At 50.6% G+C, this 25,917-nt stretch carries 21 protein-coding genes; 12 read left to right on the plus strand and 9 right to left on the minus strand.

Annotation, left to right across the window (positions count from 1 at the left end; translation table 11 throughout):
* Positions 1-30 precede the first annotated feature (30 nt).
* Positions 31-690, minus strand: coding sequence for an HAD-IIIA family hydrolase (locus tag ACO0LG_RS00790; RefSeq protein ID WP_423022382.1), 660 nt, complete (start codon positions 688-690; stop codon positions 31-33).
* Between the two features lie 100 nt (positions 691-790).
* Positions 791-1,798: an RluA family pseudouridine synthase gene (locus ACO0LG_RS00795; protein ID WP_423022384.1), complete on the minus strand. Its 1,008-nt coding sequence runs from the start codon at positions 1,796-1,798 to the stop codon at positions 791-793.
* Positions 1,799-2,437: 639 nt separating this feature from the next.
* Here ACO0LG_RS00795 and ACO0LG_RS00800 point away from each other — a divergent pair.
* The 10 genes from ACO0LG_RS00800 to ACO0LG_RS00845 all read left to right on the plus strand — a co-directional run bounded on the left by ACO0LG_RS00800 (position 2,438) and on the right by ACO0LG_RS00845 (position 14,926).
* Complete coding sequence (locus ACO0LG_RS00800) at positions 2,438-5,437, plus strand: Rne/Rng family ribonuclease (protein WP_423022386.1); 3,000 nt, start codon at positions 2,438-2,440, stop codon at positions 5,435-5,437.
* Positions 5,438-5,585: 148 nt separating this feature from the next.
* Complete coding sequence (chrA, locus tag ACO0LG_RS00805) at positions 5,586-6,893, plus strand: chromate efflux transporter (protein ID WP_423022388.1); 1,308 nt, start codon at positions 5,586-5,588, stop codon at positions 6,891-6,893.
* A gap of 84 nt (positions 6,894-6,977) precedes the next feature.
* Entirely contained in the window at positions 6,978-8,105 is a 1,128-nt protein-coding gene (moaA, locus tag ACO0LG_RS00810) for a GTP 3',8-cyclase MoaA (protein WP_423022389.1), read from the plus strand.
* Between the two features lie 118 nt (positions 8,106-8,223).
* Entirely contained in the window at positions 8,224-8,772 is a 549-nt protein-coding gene (gene mobA, locus ACO0LG_RS00815) for a molybdenum cofactor guanylyltransferase MobA (protein WP_423023262.1), read from the plus strand.
* A gap of 1 nt (position 8,773) precedes the next feature.
* Positions 8,774-10,075: a gephyrin-like molybdotransferase Glp gene (gene glp, locus ACO0LG_RS00820; protein ID WP_423022391.1), complete on the plus strand. Its 1,302-nt coding sequence runs from the start codon at positions 8,774-8,776 to the stop codon at positions 10,073-10,075.
* A gap of 108 nt (positions 10,076-10,183) precedes the next feature.
* On the plus strand, positions 10,184-11,026 hold the full coding sequence (locus ACO0LG_RS00825; RefSeq protein ID WP_423022393.1) for a peptidylprolyl isomerase: 843 nt from the start codon (positions 10,184-10,186) through the stop codon (positions 11,024-11,026).
* Positions 11,027-11,115: 89 nt separating this feature from the next.
* Entirely contained in the window at positions 11,116-11,475 is a 360-nt protein-coding gene (locus ACO0LG_RS00830) for a ComEA family DNA-binding protein (RefSeq protein WP_423022395.1), read from the plus strand.
* 139 nt (positions 11,476-11,614) lie between these two features.
* Positions 11,615-12,823 (plus strand): hypothetical protein, encoded by a 1,209-nt coding sequence (locus ACO0LG_RS00835; protein WP_423022397.1) that lies wholly within the window; start codon positions 11,615-11,617, stop codon positions 12,821-12,823.
* 10 nt (positions 12,824-12,833) lie between these two features.
* Positions 12,834-13,262: a hypothetical protein gene (locus tag ACO0LG_RS00840; RefSeq protein WP_423022399.1), complete on the plus strand. Its 429-nt coding sequence runs from the start codon at positions 12,834-12,836 to the stop codon at positions 13,260-13,262.
* Between the two features lie 11 nt (positions 13,263-13,273).
* Positions 13,274-14,926 carry a diguanylate cyclase domain-containing protein gene (locus ACO0LG_RS00845; protein WP_423022401.1) on the plus strand — a complete coding sequence of 551 codons (1,653 nt, stop codon included), beginning with the start codon at positions 13,274-13,276 and terminating at the stop codon, positions 14,924-14,926.
* Here ACO0LG_RS00845 and ACO0LG_RS00850 read toward each other — a convergent pair.
* On the minus strand, positions 14,902-15,963 hold the full coding sequence (locus ACO0LG_RS00850; RefSeq protein ID WP_423022403.1) for a questin oxidase family protein: 1,062 nt from the start codon (positions 15,961-15,963) through the stop codon (positions 14,902-14,904). The two genes, ACO0LG_RS00845 and ACO0LG_RS00850, sit on opposite strands and share 25 nt — an antisense overlap.
* Before the next feature lie 90 nt (positions 15,964-16,053).
* Here ACO0LG_RS00850 and soxR point away from each other — a divergent pair, with 90 nt between their 5' ends.
* Entirely contained in the window at positions 16,054-16,524 is a 471-nt protein-coding gene (gene soxR / locus ACO0LG_RS00855; protein ID WP_423022405.1) for a redox-sensitive transcriptional activator SoxR, read from the plus strand.
* 16 nt (positions 16,525-16,540) lie between these two features.
* Here soxR and ACO0LG_RS00860 read toward each other — a convergent pair whose 3' ends face one another.
* From ACO0LG_RS00860 to ACO0LG_RS00885, 6 genes are all read right to left on the minus strand, one after another.
* Positions 16,541-18,010 carry a DNA recombination protein RmuC gene (locus ACO0LG_RS00860; RefSeq protein WP_423022407.1) on the minus strand — a complete coding sequence of 490 codons (1,470 nt, stop codon included), beginning with the start codon at positions 18,008-18,010 and terminating at the stop codon, positions 16,541-16,543.
* Positions 18,011-18,062: 52 nt separating this feature from the next.
* Entirely contained in the window at positions 18,063-18,476 is a 414-nt protein-coding gene (locus ACO0LG_RS00865) for a group II truncated hemoglobin (protein ID WP_423022409.1), read from the minus strand.
* A 24-nt stretch (positions 18,477-18,500) separates the two neighbouring features.
* Positions 18,501-19,133, minus strand: a complete 633-nt coding sequence (gene yfcF, locus ACO0LG_RS00870; RefSeq protein WP_423022411.1) for a glutathione transferase — start codon at positions 19,131-19,133, stop codon at positions 18,501-18,503.
* A 36-nt stretch (positions 19,134-19,169) separates the two neighbouring features.
* The gene (locus ACO0LG_RS00875; RefSeq protein WP_423022413.1) at positions 19,170-21,668 is read right to left on the minus strand and encodes an ABC transporter permease; all 2,499 of its coding nucleotides are present in this window, start codon (positions 21,666-21,668) and stop codon (positions 19,170-19,172) included.
* A 115-nt stretch (positions 21,669-21,783) separates the two neighbouring features.
* Positions 21,784-23,037, minus strand: a complete 1,254-nt coding sequence (locus ACO0LG_RS00880; protein ID WP_423022415.1) for a cystathionine gamma-synthase family protein — start codon at positions 23,035-23,037, stop codon at positions 21,784-21,786.
* A 99-nt stretch (positions 23,038-23,136) separates the two neighbouring features.
* Positions 23,137-24,030 (minus strand): alpha/beta fold hydrolase, encoded by an 894-nt coding sequence (locus ACO0LG_RS00885; RefSeq protein WP_423022417.1) that lies wholly within the window; start codon positions 24,028-24,030, stop codon positions 23,137-23,139.
* 145 nt (positions 24,031-24,175) lie between these two features.
* On the opposite strand from ACO0LG_RS00885, the gene ACO0LG_RS00890 reads away from it, so the two are divergent.
* Positions 24,176-25,900, plus strand: a complete 1,725-nt coding sequence (locus ACO0LG_RS00890; RefSeq protein WP_423022419.1) for an acyl-CoA synthetase — start codon at positions 24,176-24,178, stop codon at positions 25,898-25,900.
* The last annotated feature ends 17 nt before the right edge of the window (positions 25,901-25,917 follow it).

A 25,917-nucleotide genomic window follows, 5' to 3' on the forward strand; every position in this document is an offset into this window, starting at 1 on the left:
TCTTATTTACCGCGTATCTGATGCATATCTTCAGGCATTGTCACGCAACCATTCATGCAACTGCGCAACATCTTTCGCAGAAAACAAGGGCTGCATGTTTTGCAGTGCAAGCACGTCGTGCGCTCCATACTCAACCGCAATCGCTGCGGCGCCGGCATTACTAGCCATCTGCAAGTCATGGGTGGTATCACCTATCATGACAGTGCGGCGCATATCCTGGCCAAGTTCACGCGTTAACTCCTGCAACATCGCGGGGTGCGGCTTGGAAAATGTCTCATCGGAACAACGGGTCGCATCAAACACTGAGGTCAGTTTGGCAGTATGCAAGGCGCGACTCAGGCCTACCCGGCTCGCACCAGTAGCTACTGCCAGAAAGTAACCCTCTTGCGCCAGTTCGGCCAACATTTCTCTGACACCTTTAAACAGGGGTAGCTCATGATCCCTGGTCAAGAAGTGATGACGGAAGCGGTCAACCACCTTTGGATAGAGTTTAGGATCTATGCCAGGCATGGCCACCTGTATTGCTTCAGGCAAGGCAAGGCCTATGACATAAGAAGCAATATCTTCTTTGGGAACTGGCAAGCCAAGGTCTTTCGCTGCAGACTGTATACAGATGACGATGGCAGCAGTACTGTCCATCAAAGTGCCATCCCAGTCGAATACAATTAAATCAAATTGCTTTTTTGCCATATATTCAATAAACGCGCACACATCAGCATGCGCGACATGTTTCTCATCAATAACAGCATCATACCATTACTAAACCATTAAGACTTTTCCTCAACAGGCACTAAGCCAGGCTTTTCAGAAAATCTTCACATTCCTTGGGCAAGCCTGCATTTACAGTCACAGTCTTGCCCGTCTCGGGATGGACGAAACTGATCTGGTGTGCGTGCAGGAACATGCGTTTCAATGCGCCACGCCCTTCACCGGCTTTCAACAAAGCACGATTCAAGGAAAAGTCACCATATTTATCATCACCCGCAATAGCAAAGCCACTCGCTGACAGATGAACGCGAATTTGATGGGTGCGCCCGGTTTTCAGCTCAGCTTCCAGCAAGGCAAAATCGCGGTATTTTTTTTGCAAAGTAAAGACCGTATGCGAAGCCATGCCATCGGCCTGCACCCGCACGCGGCGCTCACCTTCTGCTGTTGAATATTTATGCAAGGCCAGCTTGACATGCTGGCGGGCATTTTTCCAGTCGCCATGTACCAGCGTCAGATAGCGCTTGTCCGTAACACCATCACGCATTTGCTCGTGCAGATTTGTCAAGGCGCTGCGTTTCTTTGCCAATAAAAGTATGCCGGAAGTTTCCCTGTCCAGCCTGTGCACTAGCTCAAGGAACTTGGCATCTGGCCTGGAAGCACGCAACTGCTCAATCACGCCATAACTGATGCCCGAGCCACCATGTACGGCTACACCAGCTGGTTTATTAATAATCAATAAATGATTATCTTCAAACAAGATAGGAAATTCATGCTTGGGCACGACTTGTTCGCCGACTTCTGCCATGCGGATTGGCGGGATACGGACAACATCGCCTTCCACCAGGCGGTACAACTGGTCTATGCGGCCTTTGTTGACGCGCACCTCGCCTGATCGCAACACTCGGTATACATGGCTTTTTGGCACGCCTTTGCAGATGCGTAGCAAGAAATTATCGATGCGCTGCCCCGCCTCTTCTTCCGAGATCGTGAGCATCTGAACTTTGGGTTGTGAGGCCGAAGGCTGCTGAGGGGGAGTCTTTTCCATCTGAATTTGATGTGCTCCCCTATTAATTGTCGCTAAGTCCTTCATTTTGAATATATAATCATTTTCGCTTCAGCATTTTATGCTTTAGCAGTGTAAGAGGAATAAACGCCTATTTTACACAGGGGCATGTCCATCGGCCTCGCCTGTTTGCAAATTTGATGGAAAAGATGTGTATGCAGCGTCATTTGCAGGTCAAGGTAGCAGCCAATTGTTGTTATCGGGCATAGACAAATGAAGTTGGATCAGAGAGTTTGAATTGTAAGGATATTAGTCTGGCAAGAGGCGCGGGTTTACATATGAACCAGTGAGCTTGCCGGTTGATGGTTGAGGTAATAGGGTCGATTCCGCCAGACACAACAAAATAAGATGGTCTGGCACCAAAGTTGCGCATCGCCTGGCGTTGTACTTGCTTGTTCAATCAATAAGCAAGTCAGTCAACGCGGGGGACATGTGCACTCGAACTTGATTTATCTTGATTGTCCGCGCCCAACGCAAAACAGATGGCCGTATTGCCATATCAACAGTTCTATTTGGCTTTTCATGGCCATATAGACCCCGCCCTGTTTTGCTTCAGGCATTTCCCTCCCCCTCAGACACTCCGGTCCCGCGTACATCCCGTATCAGTACAGTTGCCCCTTCAATGGATGGCAACACAAGATGACCAACAGGTCACGGAGTAAAAACATGAAACGTATGCTGTTCAACGCGACGCAGCAAGAAGAGTTGCGCGTTGCCATTGTCAATGGGCAAAAACTCATTGACATTGATATCGAGACTGCTGGTCGCGAGCTGCGCAAGTCCAATATCTACAAAGGCGTGATCACTCGTATCGAGCCTTCCCTTGAAGCCTGTTTCGTCAACTACGGCGAAGAACGTCACGGTTTCCTCCCCTTCAAAGAAGTTGCCCGCACCTATTTCAAAGAAGGCGTGGATGTACGCAATGCTTCGATTAAAGAAGCGCTGCGCGAAGGCCAGGAAATCATGGTCCAGGTCGAAAAAGAAGAGCGTGGCAACAAGGGTGCTGCCCTGACCTCGTTCATCTCCCTGGCAGGCCGCTATCTGGTCTTGATGCCTAACAACCCGCGTGGTGGTGGTGTTTCCCGCCGTGTTGAAGGTGAAGACCGTCAGGAATTGCGTGAAACCATGGACAAACTGGACTTGCCAGGCGGCATGTCTGTGATTGCCCGCACTGCCGGCATAGGCCGCAATGTCGACGAATTGCAATGGGATTTGAATTACCTGATGCAACTCTGGCGTGCCATTGAAGGTGCTGGCAAATCTTCCCCAGGCGCCTTCCTGATTTATCAAGAGTCTTCCCTGGTCATCCGCGCTATCCGCGATTATTTCCAGCCTGACATTGGTGAAATTCTCATCGATACAGATGAGATTTACGAACAAGCTCAGCAGTTCATGAGCCATGTGATGCCTGACATGGTGCATCGCGTTAAACGTTATAGCGACGATGTACCGCTGTTTTCTCGTTTCCAGATTGAACATCAGATCGAAACGGCGTATTCCCGCACGGTACCATTGCCATCTGGCGGCGCGATCGTTATCGATCATACGGAAGCCCTGGTATCTGTGGACGTCAACTCGGCCCGCTCCACCCGTGGTGGCGATATCGAGACGACAGCCTTCAATACCAATCTGGAAGCTGCTGAAGAAGTAGCCCGTCAATTGCGTTTGCGTGACTTGGGTGGTTTGATCGTGATCGATTTTATCGACATGGAAAACGCCAAGAACCAGCGCGAAGTTGAAACACGCCTGAAAGATGCCCTGCGCTATGACCGCGCCCGCGTGCAAATGGGCAAAATTTCCCGTTTTGGCCTGATGGAGTTGTCACGTCAGCGCCTGCGCCCGTCACTGTCCGAAGGCAGTCATGTCACTTGCCCACGTTGCAATGGCACTGGCCATATCCGCGACACCGAATCTTCTGCCCTGCAAGTCCTGCGCATTATCCAGGAAGAAGCAATGAAGGAAAACTCAGCAGCGATCCACGTCCAGGTACCTGTTGACGTTGCCGCTTTCCTGCTGAATGAAAAACGTGGCGAGATCCTGAAGATAGAAACGCGCCATCGCGTGACTGTCATCCTGATCCCCAACAAGCATCTGGAAACTCCACATTACAAGCTGGATCGGCTGAAAACAGATGATCCGCGCCTTGAAGACCACCACGCCAGCTATGCAATGGCTGAGCAGGCTGATACCGACATCGGCTATAGCAAACGTCAGAAAGAAGACGTCAAGCCACGTCAGGAAGCCATGGTCAAGAGCATCACGCCTGAGACTGCTCCTATCGTTGAGCGCAAAGAAATTGCCCCAGTGGTCGTTGCACCAGTTGCAACTCCAGCAGAACCTGGCTTCTTCGGCAAATTGTTTGGCTTCCTGTTCGGCAAATCTGAGCCAGCAGCCAAAATAGATGCAGCAAAACCAGCAGAAGAAAAGACGGCTGAGCGTGACCGCACTGCCCGTGGCCCACGCAATGGAAGTGGCAATGGCCAACGTAATCGCAATCGCCGCAACCGCGACCGTGATGAACGCGAAGACCGCCCAGCGAAGGCAGAAAAAACTGAAAAGCCAGAGCAAGAAGCAGCCAAACCAGTAGCCGTGGAAAATCCACGCCCGCCAAAAGCACCTAAGCCGCCGCGTGAAGAGCGAGAATCCCAGGAAACCCGCCGCGAACGTCAGCAACGTCAACGTGACGAGCGCAAGGAAAACCAGGCGCAGGAAAGCAAGGAAGAACCTATCCACAAGCATGTAGATCCTGTGCCTGTGGATGTCATGCCTGCCGCACCACAACTTGAAGCATTGGAATCTGGTGCCGAAAACGATAACAGCGAGCAAGGCGAAGAACGCCGTCGTCGTCGCCGTCGTGGTGGCCGCAACCGTAACCGCCGCGACCGTGATGGTAACGAGCAAGTCAATGAGCAAGGTGAATTGCCGATTGATGGCAGCGAAGCAGTCGATGCTAATGCAAGTAACGATGCGGACGTAGCGAGCACAGCAGTCGCTCCTGCGGATGCAACGCCAGTCGTGACTAACAGTACGGTAAACCATGCTGTTGAAGCCATGCAGCCTGTTGCCTTTGCTGAAACAGTAAACACAGCATCATCCGAGCCAACTCCGGTGACAAGCGCTCCTGCCCATGTTGCTGATGCCTTAGTCAGTACTGGTGATGCAGTAGCAATTGCACCTGAGGCACCTGCCGTTACGGCACCTGTAGCAGTTATTGCGCCTCAGGAAACCATCGGCGTACCAGCAACTCCTGAAGCTCCCGTAGTGACTACTCCAGCAGAAGCAAGCACAACTGCTACTGTAGCTGCGGCCGCTACAGTTGTCATTGCCACTGAGCCAGCATTAGTTCCTGAGGTAATCATCTCTGCTCCGGCAGAAGTTATTCCTCAAGCTGTAGCGGTTGACATCGCGCCAGTTCAGGTAGTCGATACGCCAGTAGTTGATACGCCACCAGCAAAACCGCTGGATGCAACCATGCCTTTGGAATCCTTGCATAGTATGCTGAAAAATGCCGGGCTGGAATTGGCCAGCACCGATCCTGTGAAGCTGCAAGCCGCCAAAGCAGAAGCAGAAAAATTGGTAGCACCGGCACGTATTCCTCGCGAACGCAAACCACTACCAGCTGTTGCTGATGAACCATTGGTGATGGTGGAAACACGTCACTCATGATATGAGCAAATGACCCGTAGCAAATCTTTTGTACGGGTCTAAGAAAAAACCGGCTTTCATTCTGATTGCCGGTTTTTTTATGAGCATCACCAGATAAATGGTCATTACTGGCAGAATATTCGTCAGCAAGATATAGAAAGTATTGCCCTTGCCAGATCACGAAATCCCACTGAAAGCTGCATTCCTGTACTGGCTCAGGCTGGGATTCATCAGCTTTGGTGGACCAGCGGGACAAATTGCATTGATGCATGCAGAACTTGTGGAAAAGCGTCGCTGGATATCCGAAGCACGTTTTTTACATGCCCTGAATTACTGCATGCTCTTGCCTGGACCTGAAGCGACGCAGCTCGCGATATACATAGGCTGGCTCATGCACAAGACCAGGGGCGGCATCATGGCTGGCCTGCTATTTGTCTTGCCCGGACTTCTGATATTGATCCTGCTGTCCTGGATATATATGGCTGCTGGCGACAATACTGCAGTTCAAGCAATCATGAGTGGCATCAAGCCTGCAGTAGTTGCGATAGTTCTAGCTGCTGCCTGGCGCATCGCACAACGCACCTTGAAGAGCAAGGTATTGGTGATAGTGGCGATAGCGGGCTTTGTTGCCATAGCCTGGTTACATCTCCCCTTCCCTCTGGTAATCATGGCTGCTGCATGTACCGGCCTGATATTTCGCAAACATTGCAATCCCGTAAAGTCCGACCCTGATCAAACCAGGCACCCGCACCAGCCCGCCATCATCGGTGACGACACACCGACACCAGTTCATGCACGTTTTTCCTGGTTAAAGCTGCTCATCACCTCAGGCCTGGGGATATTGCTTGCTATTACAGTGTGGCTGTTGCTGGCATTCAGTTTTGGCCTACCCCATCCTTTAACAAATATGGCCAGTTTTTTTACCAAGGCTGCCATGTTCAGTTTTGGTGGTGCTTATGCAGTGCTGCCTTATATGATGCAGGCAGCAGTTGAGCAATATCATTGGTTGACCACAGCACAAATGATGGACGGTCTGGCCCTGGGTGAAACCACGCCAGGCCCCTTGATCATGATAGTTGCTTTTGTTGGTTTTATTGGCGGCTGGAACCAGGCGTTTTTAGGAGGAGATCATCTACTACTGGCGGCAAGCCTGGCAGCCAGCGTTGCCTGTTTCTTCACTTTTTTGCCTTCTTTTATTTTCATTCTGGCAGGTGGCCCACTGGTTGAATCCAGTCGAAAAAGAGTGTATCTGCATGCGCCCCTGAATGCCATTTCAGCAGCAGTAGTTGGCGTCATAGCCAGCCTGGCCTGGCTGTTTGCCAGCCATGTCTTTTGTAAAGATGCATCACACCTGGATATTCAAGCCATCATACTCACTACCCTTGCCGCCATTGCAGCTTTCAAATTCAAGCTATCCACCGTCAAGCTGCTGGCAGCTTGCGCCTGCGCGGGATACATCCTGTCTCTGTTGGTTTAAATTCAATACCAGCCTGCGCAGTCACATGAGATTCCAAGTCATGCTATTGTTCTTTATTAAGCATAAAAATTACCAGCTCCAGCCATGACGGAAAAATTTATTCCGCTATCAGAATTAACACGCTTCCGCCCAGCATTGTCTGTTCCAGAAGTATTAACAACACCAGATGGTCAATTGCAGGATGCCTTGTCACGCCCCTTGCATGATCTACGCATTTCCGTCACAGACCGCTGCAACTTCCGCTGTGTTTACTGCATGCCCAAAGAGGTCTTTGATAAAGACTACCAATACCTGCCGCATAAATCCCTGCTGAATTTTGAAGAGATCGCCCGTATCGCCCGTATATTTGTGGCGCATGGCGTCAAGAAAATACGCCTGACCGGCGGTGAACCATTATTGCGCAAACATCTGGAACACCTGATAGAAATGCTGACCAAGCTCCGCACTATCGATGGAAAACCGCTTGACCTGACGCTGACAACCAATGGATCACTGCTGGCACGCAAGGCACAAAGCTTGAAAGATGCTGGGCTGACGCGGGTAACCGTGTCACTGGACGCCTTGGACAATGCTATTTTCCAGCGCATGAATGATGTCGATTTCTCGGTAAATGAAGTGCTGGAAGGCATAGCCGCAGCTGAAGCTGCCGGGCTAGGGCCAGTGAAGATCAATATGGTCGTCAAGGCAGGCTTGAACGATCATGAAATCGTCCCCATGGCTCGTTATTTCAAGGACAAGCCGCATATCCTCAGGTTCATAGAATACATGGATGTAGGGGCTTCCAATGGCTGGAAACTCGATGAAGTCATCCCCTCCTCGCAAGTCGTACAACGCATCCAGGATGCAGGCATGCCCTTGCTTGCCCTGGATGCCAACTACACGGGTGAGACAGCCACACGCTGGCGTCATGCAGAAAGCCAGAGCGGCCAGGGTGAGCTGGGATTCATCTCCAGCGTAACCGGGGCTTTTTGCCGCGACTGCAGCAGAGCCAGACTTTCAACTGAAGGCAAGCTTTACACCTGCCTGTTTGCCAGCCATGGACATGATTTGCGCAGCTTATTGCGTGACCCTGATCAACTCCCGGATCTGGCAATTGCGAATGTCATTGCACAGATTTGGCAACAACGTACAGACCGCTATTCTGAATTGCGTAGCCAGAATACTGCTAGCCAGCAGCAAAAGAAGATAGAAATGTCTTACATAGGTGGCTGATAACAGTATCATAAGTACTTTAGATTTCAGCAAGTCGATTTCAGTGTCAAATTCAAGCCATTCCCTGGACAAAGAGCTTATCACCGGCCTGGTACTCGCAGGTGGTCGCAGCGCACGCATGGGTGATAAAGATAAAGGCTTGCAATACCTGCACGGCAAGCCCATGGCTTTACATGTCCTGCAAAGACTGGCAGCGCAAACAGCCTCTACCATGATCAGCGCAAACCAAAACCTTGATACCTATAAAGAGTTTGGCTCCCCAGTCTATGCAGACCATATGCAAGGTTTTGCTGGCCCGCTGGCGGGAATACAGACTGGCTTGCTACATTGCACAACACCTTATTTGCTTTGTGCGCCCTGCGATTCACCTTTTTTACCAGCAGATCTGGCTGAGCGTTTATGGTCTGCACTGCGACAACACAATGGCGACCTGGCTGTAGCCGCGACTTTGGAAAACCACAACGGCATTCTGCAAAAACAAGCTCATCCTGTTTTTGCACTCATGAAAACCAGTGTACTGCCCAGATTGACAACTTATCTTGAGAATGGCGGGCGCAAAATGCTGACCTGGCATGCGTGCCTGCAAATAGGCGAAGTCTTGTTTGAGGACAAGGCAGCATTCAGGAATATCAATACGCTGGAAGAATTACAGGAACTTGACAACTGATATGAATACCGCCTCAGGAATAGCCGCCAAGCTGCAAGACATCACCGCAAGTATGTCTGATTACAATCCCAACGCCCTTACAGTCCAACAGGCACAAGATATCATGCGCGCCTATGTCCAGCCTGTTTGCGGAATAGAAAAACTCACCATACGCCAGGCCCTTGGGCGCGTACTCGCTGCCGACATCATTTCCCCGATCAACGTCCCTGGCCACGACAACTCAGCCATGGATGGATATGCCTTGCGGGGTGAAGATGTAGCAGACGGCCTGGAACTGGAGCTCAAAATCACAGGCACAGCGATGGCAGGCGCAGAATTCACTGGTATGGTCGGGTACAGGCAATGTGTACGCATCATGACAGGCGCACTCATGCCAGCGGCTTGCGATACGGTAATACCGCAAGAATTCACGACAAAAATCAGTGACGATGAAATCAGAATAAGCGCAGGCAGTTTGCGCGCAGGCGACAACCGCCGCCTCAAAGGTGAGGACCTGGCCATAGGCACAGTCGCCCTGCATAAAGGCAAGATACTGACGCCAGCGGACCTCGGCCTGCTTGCCTCTCTGGGCATCCCCGAAGTCAGCGTACAGAGACGGCTGCGGGTCGCCATATTTTCTACCGGTGATGAATTGCGCTCTTTGGGCGAAACACTGGAAAGCGGTTGTGTGTATGACAGCAATCGTTACACCCTGTATGGCATGCTGGTACGCATGGGTTGTGAGGTGCTGGATATGGGCGTGATTCAGGACAATCCCGACGCGCTTGAAGCAGCGATGCGTAGCGCCTGCGAAAATGCAGATGCCATCATCACTTCTGGGGGCGTCTCTGTTGGCGATGCTGACCATACCCGACAGTTGATGCGCAGGCTGGGCGAGGTTGCCTTCTGGACCATCGCCATGCGCCCTGGTCGCCCCATGGCCTTTGGCAAAGTCACATCGACAGGCAAAGCTGCCTACCTGTTTGGCCTGCCAGGTAACCCGGTTGCCCTCATGGTTTCTTTTTATTTTTTTGCGCGCCAGGCTTTGCAGCAACTGGGCGGAGCAGAAATAGTTCCCCTGCCCATATTCCGCGTCAAATCGAACGCAAACGTACGCAAACGGCCGGGGCGAACAGAATATCAGCGCGGCATATTGTCCATACGTGAGGATGGCGAGCTTGGTGTCAGTATTACAGGTTCACAGGGTTCAGGCATTTTGCGCTCCATGTCAGAAGCAAATTGCATGATTATCCTGGATGATGAACAAGGCAATATTACTGCTGGCGAAAAACTCAGCGTGCTTCCATTTGCAGGTCTTATCTAAGAAATGACAGCCTCAATTGTATAGAAATCGTAACAGCTTCCGGCTTGACGAGAAAAATAGAGCTAAGCAAAGTAAAATACTGCCATTCACTTATTTTTGGAGAACAGTTTGAAAGCGACATCATGGCTCTTGGGTGCCTGTGCATCTATCGTACTACTTAGCGGCTGCGGCGGTTCCAAGTCAGACACGGCTGCTGTTATACCATCTGTGACAAAAGTCACAACGGATCAAGTTGTTTACCGTAAGGTGACCAATTTCACTATTACCGGCCAAAATCTGGACAAGGGCTATAACGCTAGCATCCCTGCCTGCCTGACCATTACAGAATTGCCAGGTGGTACGGCTACCCAGCGCGTGTTGTCCTGCAAACTGGTAGGTGTTGGCTCAACGACTTACTCCATCACAGCGGCAAATGGTACGACCCTGTTCTCAGGTTTGGTCAACCTGACACTGGCTGCGCAGCCACAAGTCACGATGACAACCAGCATGGGCACAATCGTCATTGAGCTCAATCCTGGCAGAGCACCTGTTACTGTCGATAATTTCCTGAACTATGTGGAAAATGGCTTTTATGTGAATAAAATTTTCCATCGCGTCATCAAGAGCGCTATCGTCCAGGGCGGCGGCTTCACGTCTGATTTGCAACAACCGACAACACTGCCAGCCATCAAACTGGAAACACCAAATGGTCTAAGCAACCTGCGCGGCACCATCGCTATGGCACGTACCACAGACCCTAACTCTGCGACAGCTCAGTTCTACCTCAATGCCGCTGACAATACCGGTTTTGATGGACTGACTGCTGGTACTGGTTATGCTGTATTTGGCAAAATTGTGACTGGCCTGGATATCATGGACTTGATCAATTCCGTGCCAACTACAACAGCTGGTGGCATGTCTGATGTACCCGTATCACCAGTATTCATTAATTCGATGGTACAAACACAATAACATGCTATGCTGCACTCAGCAGCGCTCATGAACTTTGTAAAAAAACAGGAGCCTCGTGCTCCTGTTTCACTTTTTGGGATGGAGTAAAGATGAAAAAACAATGGCAGGCAATCTTGTTGGCGACCACGCTGACAACCATGGCTATCGGCAGCGTTTTTGCCGCCGACGCGTCCAAGAAAGCATCGGCTAGCGCTGCTGTTGCGGCAACATCTGCATCTGCGGCGGCTTCAGCATCGGCCAAAACCGAACTTCTGGATTTGAATAGCGCGACAAAAAAAGAGCTGGCAACCCTGCCTAAAATTGGCGATGTACGCTCCGATGCAATTATCAAAGGGCGTCCATACAAAGGTAAAGATGAATTACTTAGCAAAAAAATATTAACTGAAGATGTTTATAACGGTATAAAAGATTTGGTGATCGCCAAACAAAAACCCGCTGAGAAAAAATAATCATGTAGTCCCGTGCAGTGTCTGTAAAATCTGTTGACAGACATTGCACAAAACAGCTTGCCTTTGATCGTGTAGCACTTTGCCGTGACAGTGAGGTTCTATGTCAAGCAGGTTTTTACATTTTATTCCATGCATTAGCATGCTCACCCTGGCTATACAGGTGCATGCTGCAGATGACAGCAAGCCATTTACCATCAGTGGTTTTGGCACATTGGGTGTCGTTCACAGCAACACGCGCAATGTTGATATCGTCCGCGACCTGGCGCAGAACGACGGCGTTGGTTACACCAGACAAACTGATTTTGGCATGGACTCCAATGTCGGCCTCCAGCTCAACAAGAGCATCAGTGACAATATCGATACAGCCCTACAAGTTGTCAGCCGCAGATCTGCAAATAAATTCCAGCCTGAAGTCACATGGGCATATGCCCGCTATGTACCCAACGACAATCTGCAGTTGCGCACAGGTCGCCTAGGATTTGATGTCTATCTGCTGGCTGATTCACGCAATGTAGGCTACACCTATCAATGGGTAAGGCCTCCCATTGATTTCTTTGGCAGCCTGATCATTTCCTACTTCGATGGTGGTGACATGGTGCTCTCTACACCATTGGGTGGCGGTATATTGCGGGCCAAAGTCTTTGCAGGTGTGGCCAGGGAAAAAACTTCAACAGGCAGCCCGGATGAATTCTTATCCCTGAACCGTTCGCGCCTGCTCGGCGGACATCTTGAATACCAGACTTCAAACTGGATATATCGCATTGGCTACAGCGAGCTTAAATTCAGGAATGAGTTTCCGCCTTTGCAGCCACTGCTGGACAACCTGCGTGCACCTTATCTAAACGCTTTCATTCCCACAGCGGTCGGTCTGGCGAATGACCTGTCACTCACTGACAAAAAATTCACTTACCTGTCTGCGGGTATTGCCTATGACCAGGGCCCCTTGCAGGCTCAGCTCATGCTCAATCAGCTCAGTTCTGCATCCCTGCTTTTCCCCACCAACAGGGCAGCCTACCTGACTGTCGGCTATCGCATCGATCAATGGACACCCTATTTTACTTACTCGGCATCGAGGCCCGTTAACAAGAACACTGCCAGCCGCCTGCCCCTGGGTGTCAGTCCCAATATCGATATGCTCGCAGCAGCCTTCAATGACGCGATCAATAATCAATACAATCGCCAGACCACTTTTTCTCTCGGAGTACGCTATGACCTGACAGAAAAAAGCAATGTGAAATTGCAAGTAGATAACATCAAGACCGATGACTATTTTTTGGTCAGAAATAATCAGCCCGGATGGAATGGAAAAGCCAGACTGATCAGCATTGCCTACAATTTCATTTTTTAATGAGAAAATGATGAAAGTCCTTTACCATCTTCTCTTGTGTCTTGGTTTCTGGGGCTGTTGTCATGCAGCACAGGCTGACCTGGTGGTGATCGCCAATCCACAAAGTGGGATAGAAAAATTGAGCAAGGATGAAGTCATCAACCTGTATATGGGCAGAAACCGCAAGCTGGCATCTGGCATGAATGCGATGCCACTGGACATGACGGCAGCCAATACCGAAAAAGCGAAGTTTTATGCATTGCTGGTCAATAAAAATCTGCCTGAAATCAATTCCTATTGGGCAAGGTTGATGTTTTCTGGTCAGGGATCACCGCCCACGCAGGTAGAATCTGCAGACGAGGTAATGGACATCGTCAGCAGCAACAAGGCTGCCATAGGCTATATAGAACGCAAGAAGCTGGATAAACGGGTCAGAATGATCTATGACCCCACACAATAAGTGATTCCTGCATGTTAAGACTACTACGTACCAGCATTGTCTATCGCAGCGCATTCATTGTGCTTGGTATTGCTCTGCTTGTAGGTATATTTTTCGCACTGCTCAGCTATCATTTCTCTGCACAATCGGAACAGGAGCAGGCCCGCCAGCGCATGCAGGCATCGTTAAGCACGGTTGAAAATACCGCCAGTATAGCCTGCTTTGTACTAGATCAGAATCTGGCAGCAGAGCTCGCACGCGGATTATTAAAGAATGGCGACATCAGCCGTGTGCAAATCATTTCAGAAGGTAAAGTCCTTGCCCAGGCCGACAAAAAACCAGTCAAAGGCAGCGATCAATCCGCGCTTGCCATACTGCCTGGCATCAGCCCATCCAATCAACTGGTGCATGAAGTTTATTCTCCATTCAATCCCAAAGAAAAAGTCTGCGAAATTCACCTGGACCCTAATATTGATTTCATCAGGGATCAGAGCACAACCAAGGCGCGCTTCATCGTCTATCTCTTGTTATTGCAGGCGCTGGCCATGGCTTGTGCAGTGGTGTATGTCGTACTGACGATGATTACCAGGCCGATTAAAAATATATCAGACCGCCTGCATACCCTGGCACCAGAATCCGGTGACAAGCTGGGCCTGCCAGACGGCAATGAAAAAGACGAAATCGGTCAGTTGGTACGTGACGTCAATACCCTGGTCGCCAGCCTGCTCAAGACACTCAATGAAGAGCGGACCCTGCGCATCCAGCATGCAATAGGTGAGAAAAAATTCCAGACCATTTTTGAAAATGCAGAAACCGGCATCTTCCAGCTCAATTTTTCTGGTGAACTGCTCTCTTACAACCCGGCCTTCCTGCGCATGTTCAGTCTTGACGATCATGGTGGCAAAGACATTATTGCGAATGCCCTGACTTCATTGCTGGAAGGCCAGGAATTACGCCTGCACCTGATGATAGATGCGGCCATCAATGAAGCCAGGATCATGTCTGACGACTTTTACATACAACTGGCAAGCTCGAGCAGCAAGAAATGGATCAATCTTGTCATCAGCCCCGCCGAAGACGGCATACTGCAAGGCCTGGTGAACGACATTACTGAACGCAAATCGCAGGAAGAAAGTGCCAATCAACTAGCAGTGACCGATCATTTAACCGGCATCAACAACCGCCTGGGCTTTGAAAAAGAAATCAGCCGCCTCTCCAGGGAATATGCCAATGGCAATGCGCACGGCTTTTTCTTGCTCATGATAGATCTGGACAAATTCAAACAAGTCAATGATAGCCACGGCCATACGGTTGGTGATCAGGTACTCGTACACTTTTCACGCCTGGTCAGCAATACGGTCAGAAGATCAGATTTCATTGCCCGCCTCGGCGGTGATGAATTCATCATCTTGTTAAAAGACCTGACGCACCTGGAAAAAGCAGAAGAGATTGCTCAAAAAATCATTACCCTGGCCAGCCAGCCTATCGTCATCAATGAAACCCTGTGTGTGCAAATCGGTGCCAGCATAGGGATCAGTTATACCGGCCCAAATGAATTTGATGCCAGTGATTTACTCAGTCAAGCCGATGCCGCCATGTATGAAGTCAAGCGCAGTGGTAAAAATGCCTACCGCGTTGTCCATCTTGACAGTAGCAAGCATCAGCAGGCAAACGATACTATTTGATCTTCCAGCATTTCCATGACCACCATCTGATAAAGCAAATTGGGCTGCAAGCTGATTTCCAGGGCGCAGGTATAAGTCAGCTTGATCACGTGGTCGTCATTGCTTTCTATGGCCCTGGCAAACAAATCCGACCAGGAGCAAAGTTGCCTGTATTTTGCGCGCATGCGGCTTTCATACACGGATTCAGACACGAGCATTGGTGCGCCAACAGAGACGTATGCTGCGCATAGCGCTACCCATAAATCTTGCAGCCTGCTGAACAGTGTTTTTTGATCGAGATAAGGCAAAACCTGCCTTGCCGCATTGACACCCGTGACTATATGCAAGATCGTAAAATCCCTGGTTTGCCCATAAGCTGAAATCGCCCAGAGCGCCAGTTCATCCAGCAAATTTTCAGTGACAGGCATGCCCGGCAAAATTTGCAAAAATTGTTCATCATTGACGACTGCCCGCATTTTCTCTGCAATCATCCTGCCTGGATAGGTTTTGCCTCTCATGCCTTGCGATAACTGATAAAAACCAGATGCAACCGAACTGGCTGCTGGTCGCGCTTCGATATCGATGCTGATATCAAAGTTCGCGGCAACCAGTGCAGCGAGACTGGCAGCTATTTCCCCATCATGCCCAGCTTGCAAGCCATAAGACAACCGTATCAGTGCATGAAAGGCTGTCGTTGCAGGAGCGAATGGGACAAGGGCAAATAAATCCCTGATGACTTCGCCTTTTCCTCGCTCAGCAATGCGTGTGGCAAAACAGGATTGCAGGTCAGCAAAATTGTCTCTCTTGCCAAGATAAGCCTGAAAATCTTCATACCTGATCGCTACAGCGGGAGCCAAGGCTGGCAAGGCATAAGTATCGCGCCAATGTGCAAAGAATTCCTGCAAACGTCTGTCGCTCGCCCCCATGCCGGCAAGTGCGCACAAGGCCATGGGACAGTGGTTGGTGGTTCCCTTGCCATTCAAGGCGAATTCCCTGTTCTTGTCCAGCAAGTCCTTAAGAATCAAATTACTGCACATCGCTGTTGTTGAAGCGGCCATTTGCATCCTCCATCGGTAGTTGATGTGTTGTAGTATGCAAGTTCAAGTTAACTTGAAGTCAAATACTTTTTTATGCTTTGAGGTGAAATGATGGCTGATGCAAACAATACAAACCTGATCAGCATAGGTGAACTTGCCAAACGATCAGGCATCGCGGCCAGTGCTTTGCGCTTTTATGAAAGCCGGGGTTTGATTGCGAGCGTGCGCAGTCCGGCGCAACGCCGCCAATTTCCGCGTGAAGTATTGCGTCGCGTTGCCTTTATCAAGGCCGCGCAAACTGCAGGGCTGACACTGGAAGAAATAGAAAACTCTCTTGCTAGCCTGCCCGGCCAGCGCACACCAACAAAACAGGATTGGGAAAGGCTGTCAAGATCTTGGCATACCTTGATAGAAGAACGCATCAGGGCATTAACAGTCTTGCGTGACCAGTTAAGCTCCTGCATAGGTTGCGGCTGCCTTTCGCTCAAATCCTGCGCGCTCTACAATCCGCAAGACATTGCCAATACCAGAGGTACTGGGCCGCGTTATTTGATGGGAGATAAATCTTCTGACCTGGTTTAATCAGGTCGAAGCATATTTATTCAGTATCTGCATCACCGGCATCAAGGCCGGTGCCCAGCAGACTTTGCGCAGTATCAGCAGGCAGGGCTTCAACGCTTTTGAGCTTGCGCGTCATTTGCCGGGTTCTGACCTCTGCCTGATCGATATTTTTTGCCGCTTTTTCCAGTGCGACCTTGGTAGCCGTCAATACATCAGCAAACTTGCCAAACTCTGTCTTGACTGCGCCCAGCACCTGCCAGACTTCTGATGAACGCTGCTCCAGTACCAGACTGCGGAAACCCATTTGCAAACTGTTCAGTAAAGCTGACAAAGTCGATGGCCCAGAGATTGAGACGCGGCAAGTACGCTGCAACTCATCAGCCAGGCCTGGCCTGCGCATCACTTCTGCGTACAGACCCTCGGTCGGCAAAAACAGGATGGCGAAGTCAGTCGTCAGTGGTGGTGACAGGTATTTCTCGGAGATGGTTTTGGCTTCCACGCGTATCGCTCTTTCTAACTCTTTGCCGGCCTGCGCAACTCCTTCTGCATCTGCACGTTCGGCTGCATCGATCAGGCGCTCATACTGTTCTTTGGGAAATTTCGCATCGATAGGCATCCACACTGGCGCCCTGTTTTCTTCCTTGCCTGGCAATTTGATGGCAAACTCCACTCTTTCACCTGAGCCTGGTACAGTTTCTACGTTCTTGGCATACTGATCTGGCGTCAGCATTTGCTCCAAGATCATTTCCAGTTGCACTTCGCCCCATGTGCCACGGGTTTTCACATTTGTCAGCACCCGCTTGAGATCACCGACACCTATCGCCAGTTGCTGCATCTCACCCAGGCCCTGATGTACTTTTTCCAGACGGTCAGAGACCAGCTTGAATGATTCTCCGAGGCGCTGTTCTAGCGTGGCATGCAGTTTTTCATCGACGGTCTTGCGCATTTCTTCGAGTTTGCCGGCATTATCTGCCTGCAGTTGCTGTATTTTTTGTTCCAGCGTTGCGCGTATTTCATTCATGCGCTGGGCATTTGATTCTGTCAACGCAAGCAGGGTCTGATTCAGGCTGTCACCAAAGCGTTTCAGACTCTGTCCTTGCTCATCACGGGCGACCTGTCCTTGCAGGATGAAAGCCTGCCTGAATTGTTCCAGTTGCTGGGCATTGGTTTCATTGAGTTTCACCAGTTGCTGGGAGAATGCATCGATCTGGTTATTTTGCAGGGTCGCCACACTGGTTAACTGTGCAGCAAGGTTTTGCTGTAACTGACCAAAACTACCAGCCAGTTCCTGGCGGCCCGTTTGTGCTGTCAATTGCACCTGCTCTCTTAATGCGCGCTCACTGCGCTCTTGCGACATTTGCGACTGCTGCTGAGTCTGGCGCAGTTGTTCCTGTATGGCGAGGATGCCGGCCACGTTTTGATTACCCGTCTTGCGCAGCAGAAGCACAACATTCAAGACCACGGCCAGCGCAGCCAGCACAAGTATCAGTACCTCAAACAGGCTCATAGAAAAATATTCAGGTGAAAAAGGGATCTCAAATTTTGCGAAGTTTGGAAACTTAACCAGGGTGGTTACGCATCCAGTCAGCCGTCTGATAAAATGATTGCATCAAATGCTGCTGCAAATCTTCACTGACGCCAGTATCCTGCATGGCCCAGGCCATGCAGCGCAGCCATTGATCGCGTTCACTGCTGGCGATGGCATAAGGTAAATGGCGCGCGCGAAGGCGTGGATGACCAAACTGTTCTATATACAAATTAGGCCCCCCCATCCAGCCTGACAAAAACCAGAACAGCTTGTCGCGTGATCCGTCCATGGGCGTGGGATGCAGTGCGCGTATGCCAGCAAATTCTGGCTCCAGTTCCATCAAATCATAAAAACGAACGACCATCTCTCGCAGTTTTTCTGCACCACCCAGCAATTCATACAAATTAACCTGGGCTTCTTCATTATTTTCAACTTCTGTATTCATGATCGTTGTTAAATTTTTTACTACTTAGAGTGCTGGTCTTGCCTGATTCACCCACAATTGCACAGCAGGCCTTTGCCATTGCTGAGCCGCGAACTTGACTAATTTTTTAGGTACATGATCGCCATGTAGCGCCAGGCGGTTAATCATCAAAGCGAGGTCGAGATCAGCGACAGACCAGTCGCCGAAGAGGTTTTCGGCATTGTCTGACACGAGTGATTCACCAACCAGGAACAATTGCGCTGCGGCTGCCTTGGCAGCATCAGACAGTGGATCCAGCTTCTTTCCATAAAAAATCACCTGGGTATTACGCTCTACCCGTATAGGCATCAGGGCGCTGCGTATCCATGCTTGCACCTGCCTTGCTCTGGCACGGGCGTGCGTGTCTTTGGGATAAACAGGCTGCTGTGGAAATACCTCTTCAAGATATTCGGTAATCGCTGAGGATTCAGACAAGGCAAAACCATTATGCACCAGGGTAGGAACGCGCTGTGTCAAAGAAGTGGCGGCATAATCTGGTGCATGCTGGGCATCTGCTTCCAGATCCACCGTCAGCAAATCAAAGTCCAAGCTTTTTTCATGCAGGGTGACGAACACCGACATGGCATAAGGGCTGGTAAATTGTGAATCCACATAGAGTTTGATGTCTTGTTTTTGCAAGATAAATCCTTTTAAATTAATTCGATAGTGCGTCCATCAAGCCTCACGCAGGCTTTGCAGAGGCGGCTGGTTTAGCACATTGCGCAAACCCAGCCAGCCACCTATAACTGCACAAGTCGCGCCAACAAACAAGCCTGCCAGCCAGACCAGCGGCGAGAAGGTCCATTCAAAATTAAAACTGAAACGTGCCAATGCCCAGCCTATGGCGGATGCACCTGAGGCCGCCAATACGCCAGACAAGCCGCCTATCATCAAGAATTCTATCCACTGTGCCTGCGAGAGTTGCTTGCGGGTTGCGCCCAATGCACGCAAGAGTGCTGCTTCACGCATGCGTACATCTTGAGAGCCAGCCAGCGCTGCATATAGCACCAGCACGCCGGAAGCAAGCGTGAACAGGAACAGGAATTCCACTGCCGTAATCACTTGGTCCAGCACATCCTGCATTTGCTTGATCATGGCACCGACATCTACTACCGTCAGGTTGGGGAAATCGCGCATGAGGCGATTGACGAAAGTTTTATCTGTTTCAGGCAAACGGAAAGCCGTAATCCAGGTTTGCGGCATATCAACCATGGCTTTGGGATTGATGATGACAAAGAAGTTCACCCGCATGGAACCCCAGTCGAGTTTGCGCAGGCTGGTGATGGTGGAAGTAACCTGCTGCCCTGCGATATCGAAAGTCATCTTGTCGCCTAGCTTGAGCTTCAGGGTCTTGGCTATACCCTCCTCCACCGACGCCTCGGCTTCTGTCGCCTTGCTATCGTCATACCAGCGACCGGCGGTGATCTTGTTCAGAGCAGGCAGGTCTGCCATGGTCGACAAATTGAATTCGCGGTCCACCATACGCTTGGCCTGGTCTTCTATATAGGTGTCGCCAGTGATAGGTTTATTATTCAAGGCGATCAGGCGACCACGTATCATGGGGTAAAGTTCAGGTTTGCCAAAAGCCTGTACTTGCTTGGCAATATCTGCTTTTTGATCTGGTTGTATGTTGATGACAAACTGATTAGGTGCATCCGCCGGTGTGGCTTTTTTCCATGCAGTGATGAGGTCACCGCGCACCACTGTCAACAACAACAAGGCCATCAAACCCAGGGCCAGGGAGACGACTTGTACGATAGTCGCACCAGGCCGCCTTTGCAGAGCAGTAATGGCAAAACGCCAGGCAGAATGTGCAAATAATGAACGCATGCGTTTGAGTGAAAACATGCCCAGCCAGGCGACCAGCGCGAATACCAGCAAACCCACCAAAAAGCCAGCTGCAGTCATCAGGCCCAGCTTGATATCCGCCGTTTGCCACAGCAGCAAGGCCACAAACATTCCAAGGCCGCAAGCATAAGTCACCAGCGTCATTGCCTTGGGTGCATCTTGCTCACGTCGTATGACGCGGTTATGCGGCACATTTCGGAGTTGCAAAATCGGCGGCAAGGCAAAACCTACCAGTAACAACAACCCTGTGGCTATGCCCTGCACGGCCGGCAAGAAATTCGCATCTGGCAAATCCTTGGCGACCAGCTTACCCAGCCATTCGAGCAAGACATAATGGCCAGCATAACCCAGTAGCACACCAGCGATACTGCCCAGCAAACCCAGGATCAGGAATTCAATCAGATACATGGACATGACCTGGTTTTGTGTAAGGCCCAGACAACGCAACATGGCACAGGCATCCAGATGACGCAGCATAAAACGGCGCGCTGCCATGGCAATGGCAACTGCTGCTAACATGGCTGACAACAGACTCACCAGAGACAGGAACTGATCTGCGCGATCCAGCGTGGCACGCATTTCTGGCCTGCCAGACTCTAGCGATTCCAGGCGTATGCCTTTGAGTTTTTCACTGTCTATTTTGCCCTGCAGCTCTTTTTGATAGGTAGCGATGAGTTTGGCATCACCCGCCATGAGTAAACGGTAAGTCACGCGCGAACCATTTTGTATCAGCTTGCTGGCGGGTATATCCGTGAGCGATATCATGGCGCGTGGCGCGAAATTCATAAAACCTGCACCACGGTCTGGTTCTGTGCCGATAGTCTGGGTCACTGTCAATTGCAGCTCACCCAGTTTGATTTTTTGGCCTACATTCAAATTCAAAGCCGACAGCAAGGCAGGATCCACCCACACTGTGCCTGGTTGCGGTACTACATCAGTAACGACTTCTGTTTCGCCCTTGTTCAATTTCAACTTGCCACGCAAAGGGTAATCGGCACTCACGGCTTTTAACGATACCAGGCGGGATATCGCTTCATCACCCTCGCCCGCCAATGCCATGCTGGGAAACACCACGGTTTCTGCCGTCTTGAAGCCGCGCCTTTCTGCTTCCTGCCGCCATTCTGGCTTGATAGGCTGGTCAGCAGCGACCAGCAAGTCTGCACCGAGCAACTGATGCGCATCGCGATTGAGGCCGCTGCGCATCCTGTCAGTAAAAAACCCGACCGAGGCCAGGGAGGCCACGGCGATCATCAAGGCAATCAGTAAAAAGCGCAGCTCACCAGCACGCCAGTCACGCATCGTCATACTGAGAGAGAGTTTGAACATATTTACCTTGCCATTACAGAAATTAAAAATCCAACATATTTAAAACCTAGCAACATCTCACACTACTTTTGTAGTGCTGCAAACCCAACTTTAGTTCAAATATTGCTGTGCTTTTTTACTCAGATGCCAGCGCCCTGGCAAAATCATCCAGCAAATCCTGGGTATCTTCTATACCAACAGAAACGCGTATCAGAGAATCCGCTATCCCCATCTCGGCACGACGTTGTGCCCCCATCTCAAAGAAAATGGTGTGTGCAACTGGAATCACAAGGGTACGGGTGTCACCTAGATGCGTCGCATTAATCGCCAGCTTCAGGCGGTTTAGGTAATCAAAGCAATCTATCTCAGGCTTTAACTCAAAACTGAACAGGGCACCATAAGCACCGAACAACTCTGTAGCGAGGGCATGCTGGGGATGGTCTGGCAAGCCAGGATAATGTACCGCCGCAACACGCGGGTCGGCGGCCAGCATTTTTGCCAGTGCCATGGCGTTTGTACATTCCCGGTCCATGCGCAAGGCAATGGTTTCCGCTCCTACTGCAACCTGATGTGCTGCATCTGGTGAAAGCGAGGCACCAAAATCACGTAGAGCCTTGGCCCGGATTTGCGCCAGGCCTTGCATGTGTGCAGGCTGTTTGCGGAAATTGGTTGCGATATTTGGAAAACTGCTCCAGTCAAACAAACCAGTATCCGTCAAGGCACCACCCAGTACATTGCCATGTCCGGCGATAGATTTAGTGAGGGAATTGATCACCAGCCCCGCATGCACAGCCTTGGGCTGGAACAGATAAGGCGAAGTCATGGTGTTATCGACCACAAACAGGATGCCTTTTTCACGGCAAAGCTCACCTATCTTTTTCAAATCAGCGATTTGCGTGCGAGGATTGGCGATAGTCTCGACAAATACCATGCGGGTCGCTGGCGTCAGTGCGGCTGCGAGTTGGCTGACATCAGTAGCATCCACCAGGGATACATCAATGCCTTGAGCAGCAACTGTCTGCCACAGGCTATTGGTATTGCCAAACAAGAAAGAGGAAGACAAGACATGATCCCCCTCCCGCAATAATGCCTGGAACACAGCACCAATGGCAGCCATGCCGGTGGCAAATGCGATTGAGGCCAGCCCGCCTTCCATCTTGCTGATTTTTTCTTCCAGCGCTGATACCGTAGGGTTACCCTGGCGACCATAGCGGTAGCCCGATTGTTTATTTTGGAATACTGCGGCCAGATCACGCGCATCGCGATAGCCGTACATGACTGAGGTATGAATAGGCTTATGGATAGAGCCGTGCTCTATGTCTTTTTGTCTGTCGCTATGCAGGATGGTGGTGGTGAAACCGTATTTGGGTGATTGAGGTGTCGTACTCATAATTGCGGGGGCATGAATAGAAAATAAAAAGCGAGTTCTGGGAGTTTAACCCAGAACTCGCTTTTTCATTCTTGTACCGAGGCCGTAAGGCTGTCTAAATCAGTCCTTCAGCAAGAATGTCTCTATCAATTCTGCCAATTTCTCTGGCTGGTCATGATGCAGCATGTGTCCCGCATCGAAAATCATCTCTTTTTGCAATTGCGGTATATGTTCCAGCCGCCTGTCTATTTCCAAGCGCGCTTCTTCTTTAGGGCCCATCCAGTGCCAGACATTGGTGTCATCCGCCTCCATCCACAATACTGGTGCAGTAATTTTTTGCCAGCAGGCCATAACCTCTTCAACCCTATACAAAAGTGGGCTGGTTTGTTTGTGGGCAGGGTCACCCAGTATCTCCCAGCAACCGGGACTGGTTTCCTTGGCCCAATGGTCAGAAAGAAATGCTGCCCTTTCGTCTGACAGGCGTGGATTGGTTTTTTGCAAGCGTGCGGCTACCTCTGCCTGAGACGCATAAGTACGCAAACCGGCCTGGTTTTCCAGCTCGTCCAGCCACTTCCTGTAGCGGCCCGGTGCCTGCTTGGGATGCGTCACCGGCATGCCAAAGCCTTCAAGATTGATGAACTTGCGCACACGTTCAGGGCGTACACCTGCATACAGGCCAGCGACATTCGCGCCCATGCTATGCCCTAGCAGATTTACGGGCTCGTCCGGCGAGATATGCCTTAACAGCGCATCAAGGTCACCCAGATAATCGGGAAACCAGTAAGTATCGACATTGGGTGATTCAGTCAATCCAAAGCCGCGCCAGTCAGGTGCAATCACTTGCCAGTCCTGCTTCAGGCAATCGACGACAAACTGAAAAGATGCAGACACATCCATCCAGCCATGCAGCATGATGATCTTGGGCGCATCTTCCCGCCCCCAACTGCGCACATGGTATTGCAGGCCGCGGATATCAAGAAAGGTCGTGCGTGAAGGCTTGAATAGAGTATTCATAAGAATTTAATATTTTTCATCTGGAAATACAGGGAAACGACAGCATGTACAGCGCATTATCAAGTAGCATGATAGGAATGCCTCAAGGCACTTGCAGCACAATCATACAATAGCACGACCGTTCGATTATTATAGCGGAGACAGGATGAAGCAGTTGGACAAACTTAAAGACAAGACTAAAAACGATACAAAAGCTGATCAAGTTGACCAAGTAGATCATTACGAGCAGCTTTACCACGAATTCAGATGGGATATACCCAGCAATTTCAATATCGCAGAAGCCTGTTGTCACCGCTGGGCGGCGAAGCACAAACATGCAAAGAAGACAGCTATCCTGTACGAGAACAGTGAAGGCATTAGCCTACGCCTGACTTATCAGCAATTGCATGAGCAAGCCAACCAGCTTGCCAATCTGTTATTACAGGAAGGCATACAACGTGGTGACGTGATAGCCTGCATCTTGCCACAAAGGCCAGAAACCGCCATTACTATCATGGCTTGCCTGCAAATTGGCGCCATCGTCATGCCCTTGTCTTTTTTGTTCGGGCCAGAGGCGCTGGAATACCGGCTACAGCATAGCCAGTCCATCGCGATTGTCCTGGATGGCAGTGGGATAAAGGCATTTGAAGAAATCCGCAGCCGCTGCCCTGACCTGAAAACCGTGATTACCGTTGATTGTGCCACCTGCGACGACATGCCTCCCTGCATAGATTGGGAAACGCATGTACCCAACATGCCTGTCACCGCCCGCATAGCCGATACCCGCTCCAGCGATCCGGCCATCCTGATTTACACGAGCGGCACTACTGGCGCGCCTAAAGGGGCGCTGCTACCGCATTCTGCCATTCTCGGTAACCTGACTGGCTTTGTAGCGTCGCAAAACTGGTTCCCGCAGGACGAAGATATATTCTGGTCGCCAGCAGACTGGGCCTGGACTGGTGGCTTGATGGATGCCTTATTGCCCACCCTATATTTTGGCAAACCCATTGTCGGCTACCAAGGGCGGTTTACGGCAGAGACTGCATACTACCTACTGGAAAAATACCAGGTCACAAATACCTTCCTGTTCCCCACGGCCTTGAAAATGATGATGAAGGCCGAGCCCAAGCCCAGGAAAAAATATAAACTTGCTTTGCGCGCCATCATGACAGCGGGTGAAGCGGTAGGCGACGCCGTGTTCAACTGGTGCGAAAAAGCCTTGCACATCACACCGAACGAAATGTTTGGTCAAACTGAAATGAATTACATCGTCGGCAACAGCCATCAATTATGGCCAGCCAAACCCGGCAGTATGGGGCGGCCTTATCCTGGGCATAGAGTGGCCGTGATTGATGATGATGGCAAAGAAGTGGCAGATGGCGAGATAGGTGAAGTTGCCATGAGCCGCTACGATGCCTACGGCCATCTCGACCCCGTATTCTTCCTGGGTTACTGGAAGAACGATACTGCAACCCGCAATAAATTCACTGGCGACTGGTGCCGGACGGGCGACCTGGCCACCCGAGATGCGGGTGGCTACCTGTGGTATCAAGGCCGGGCAGACGATATGTTCAAGGCTGCCGGTTACCGCATAGGCCCCTCAGAAATCGAGAATTGCCTGGTCAAGCATGGGGCTGTGGCAAACGTGGCGGTCGTGCCTAAGCCGGACAAAGAGCGAGGCAACCTCGTCAAGGCGTATGTGGTGTTAAGCCAGGGCTATCAGGGTGACGATGCGTTGGTCAAGGAATTGCAAGACCATGTGCGCGGCAAACTCGCACCCTATGAATATCCCAAAGAGATAGAATTTATCGACGCCTTGCCGATGACAACCACTGGCAAAATCCAGCGCCGTATATTACGGCTGCGTGAAGAAGAGCGCGCAGCGAAATAATACCGGCTACTATTCAG

The organism is Undibacterium sp. Ji42W (genome assembly GCF_049340405.1).
Classification (GTDB): domain Bacteria; phylum Pseudomonadota; class Gammaproteobacteria; order Burkholderiales; family Burkholderiaceae_D; genus Undibacterium.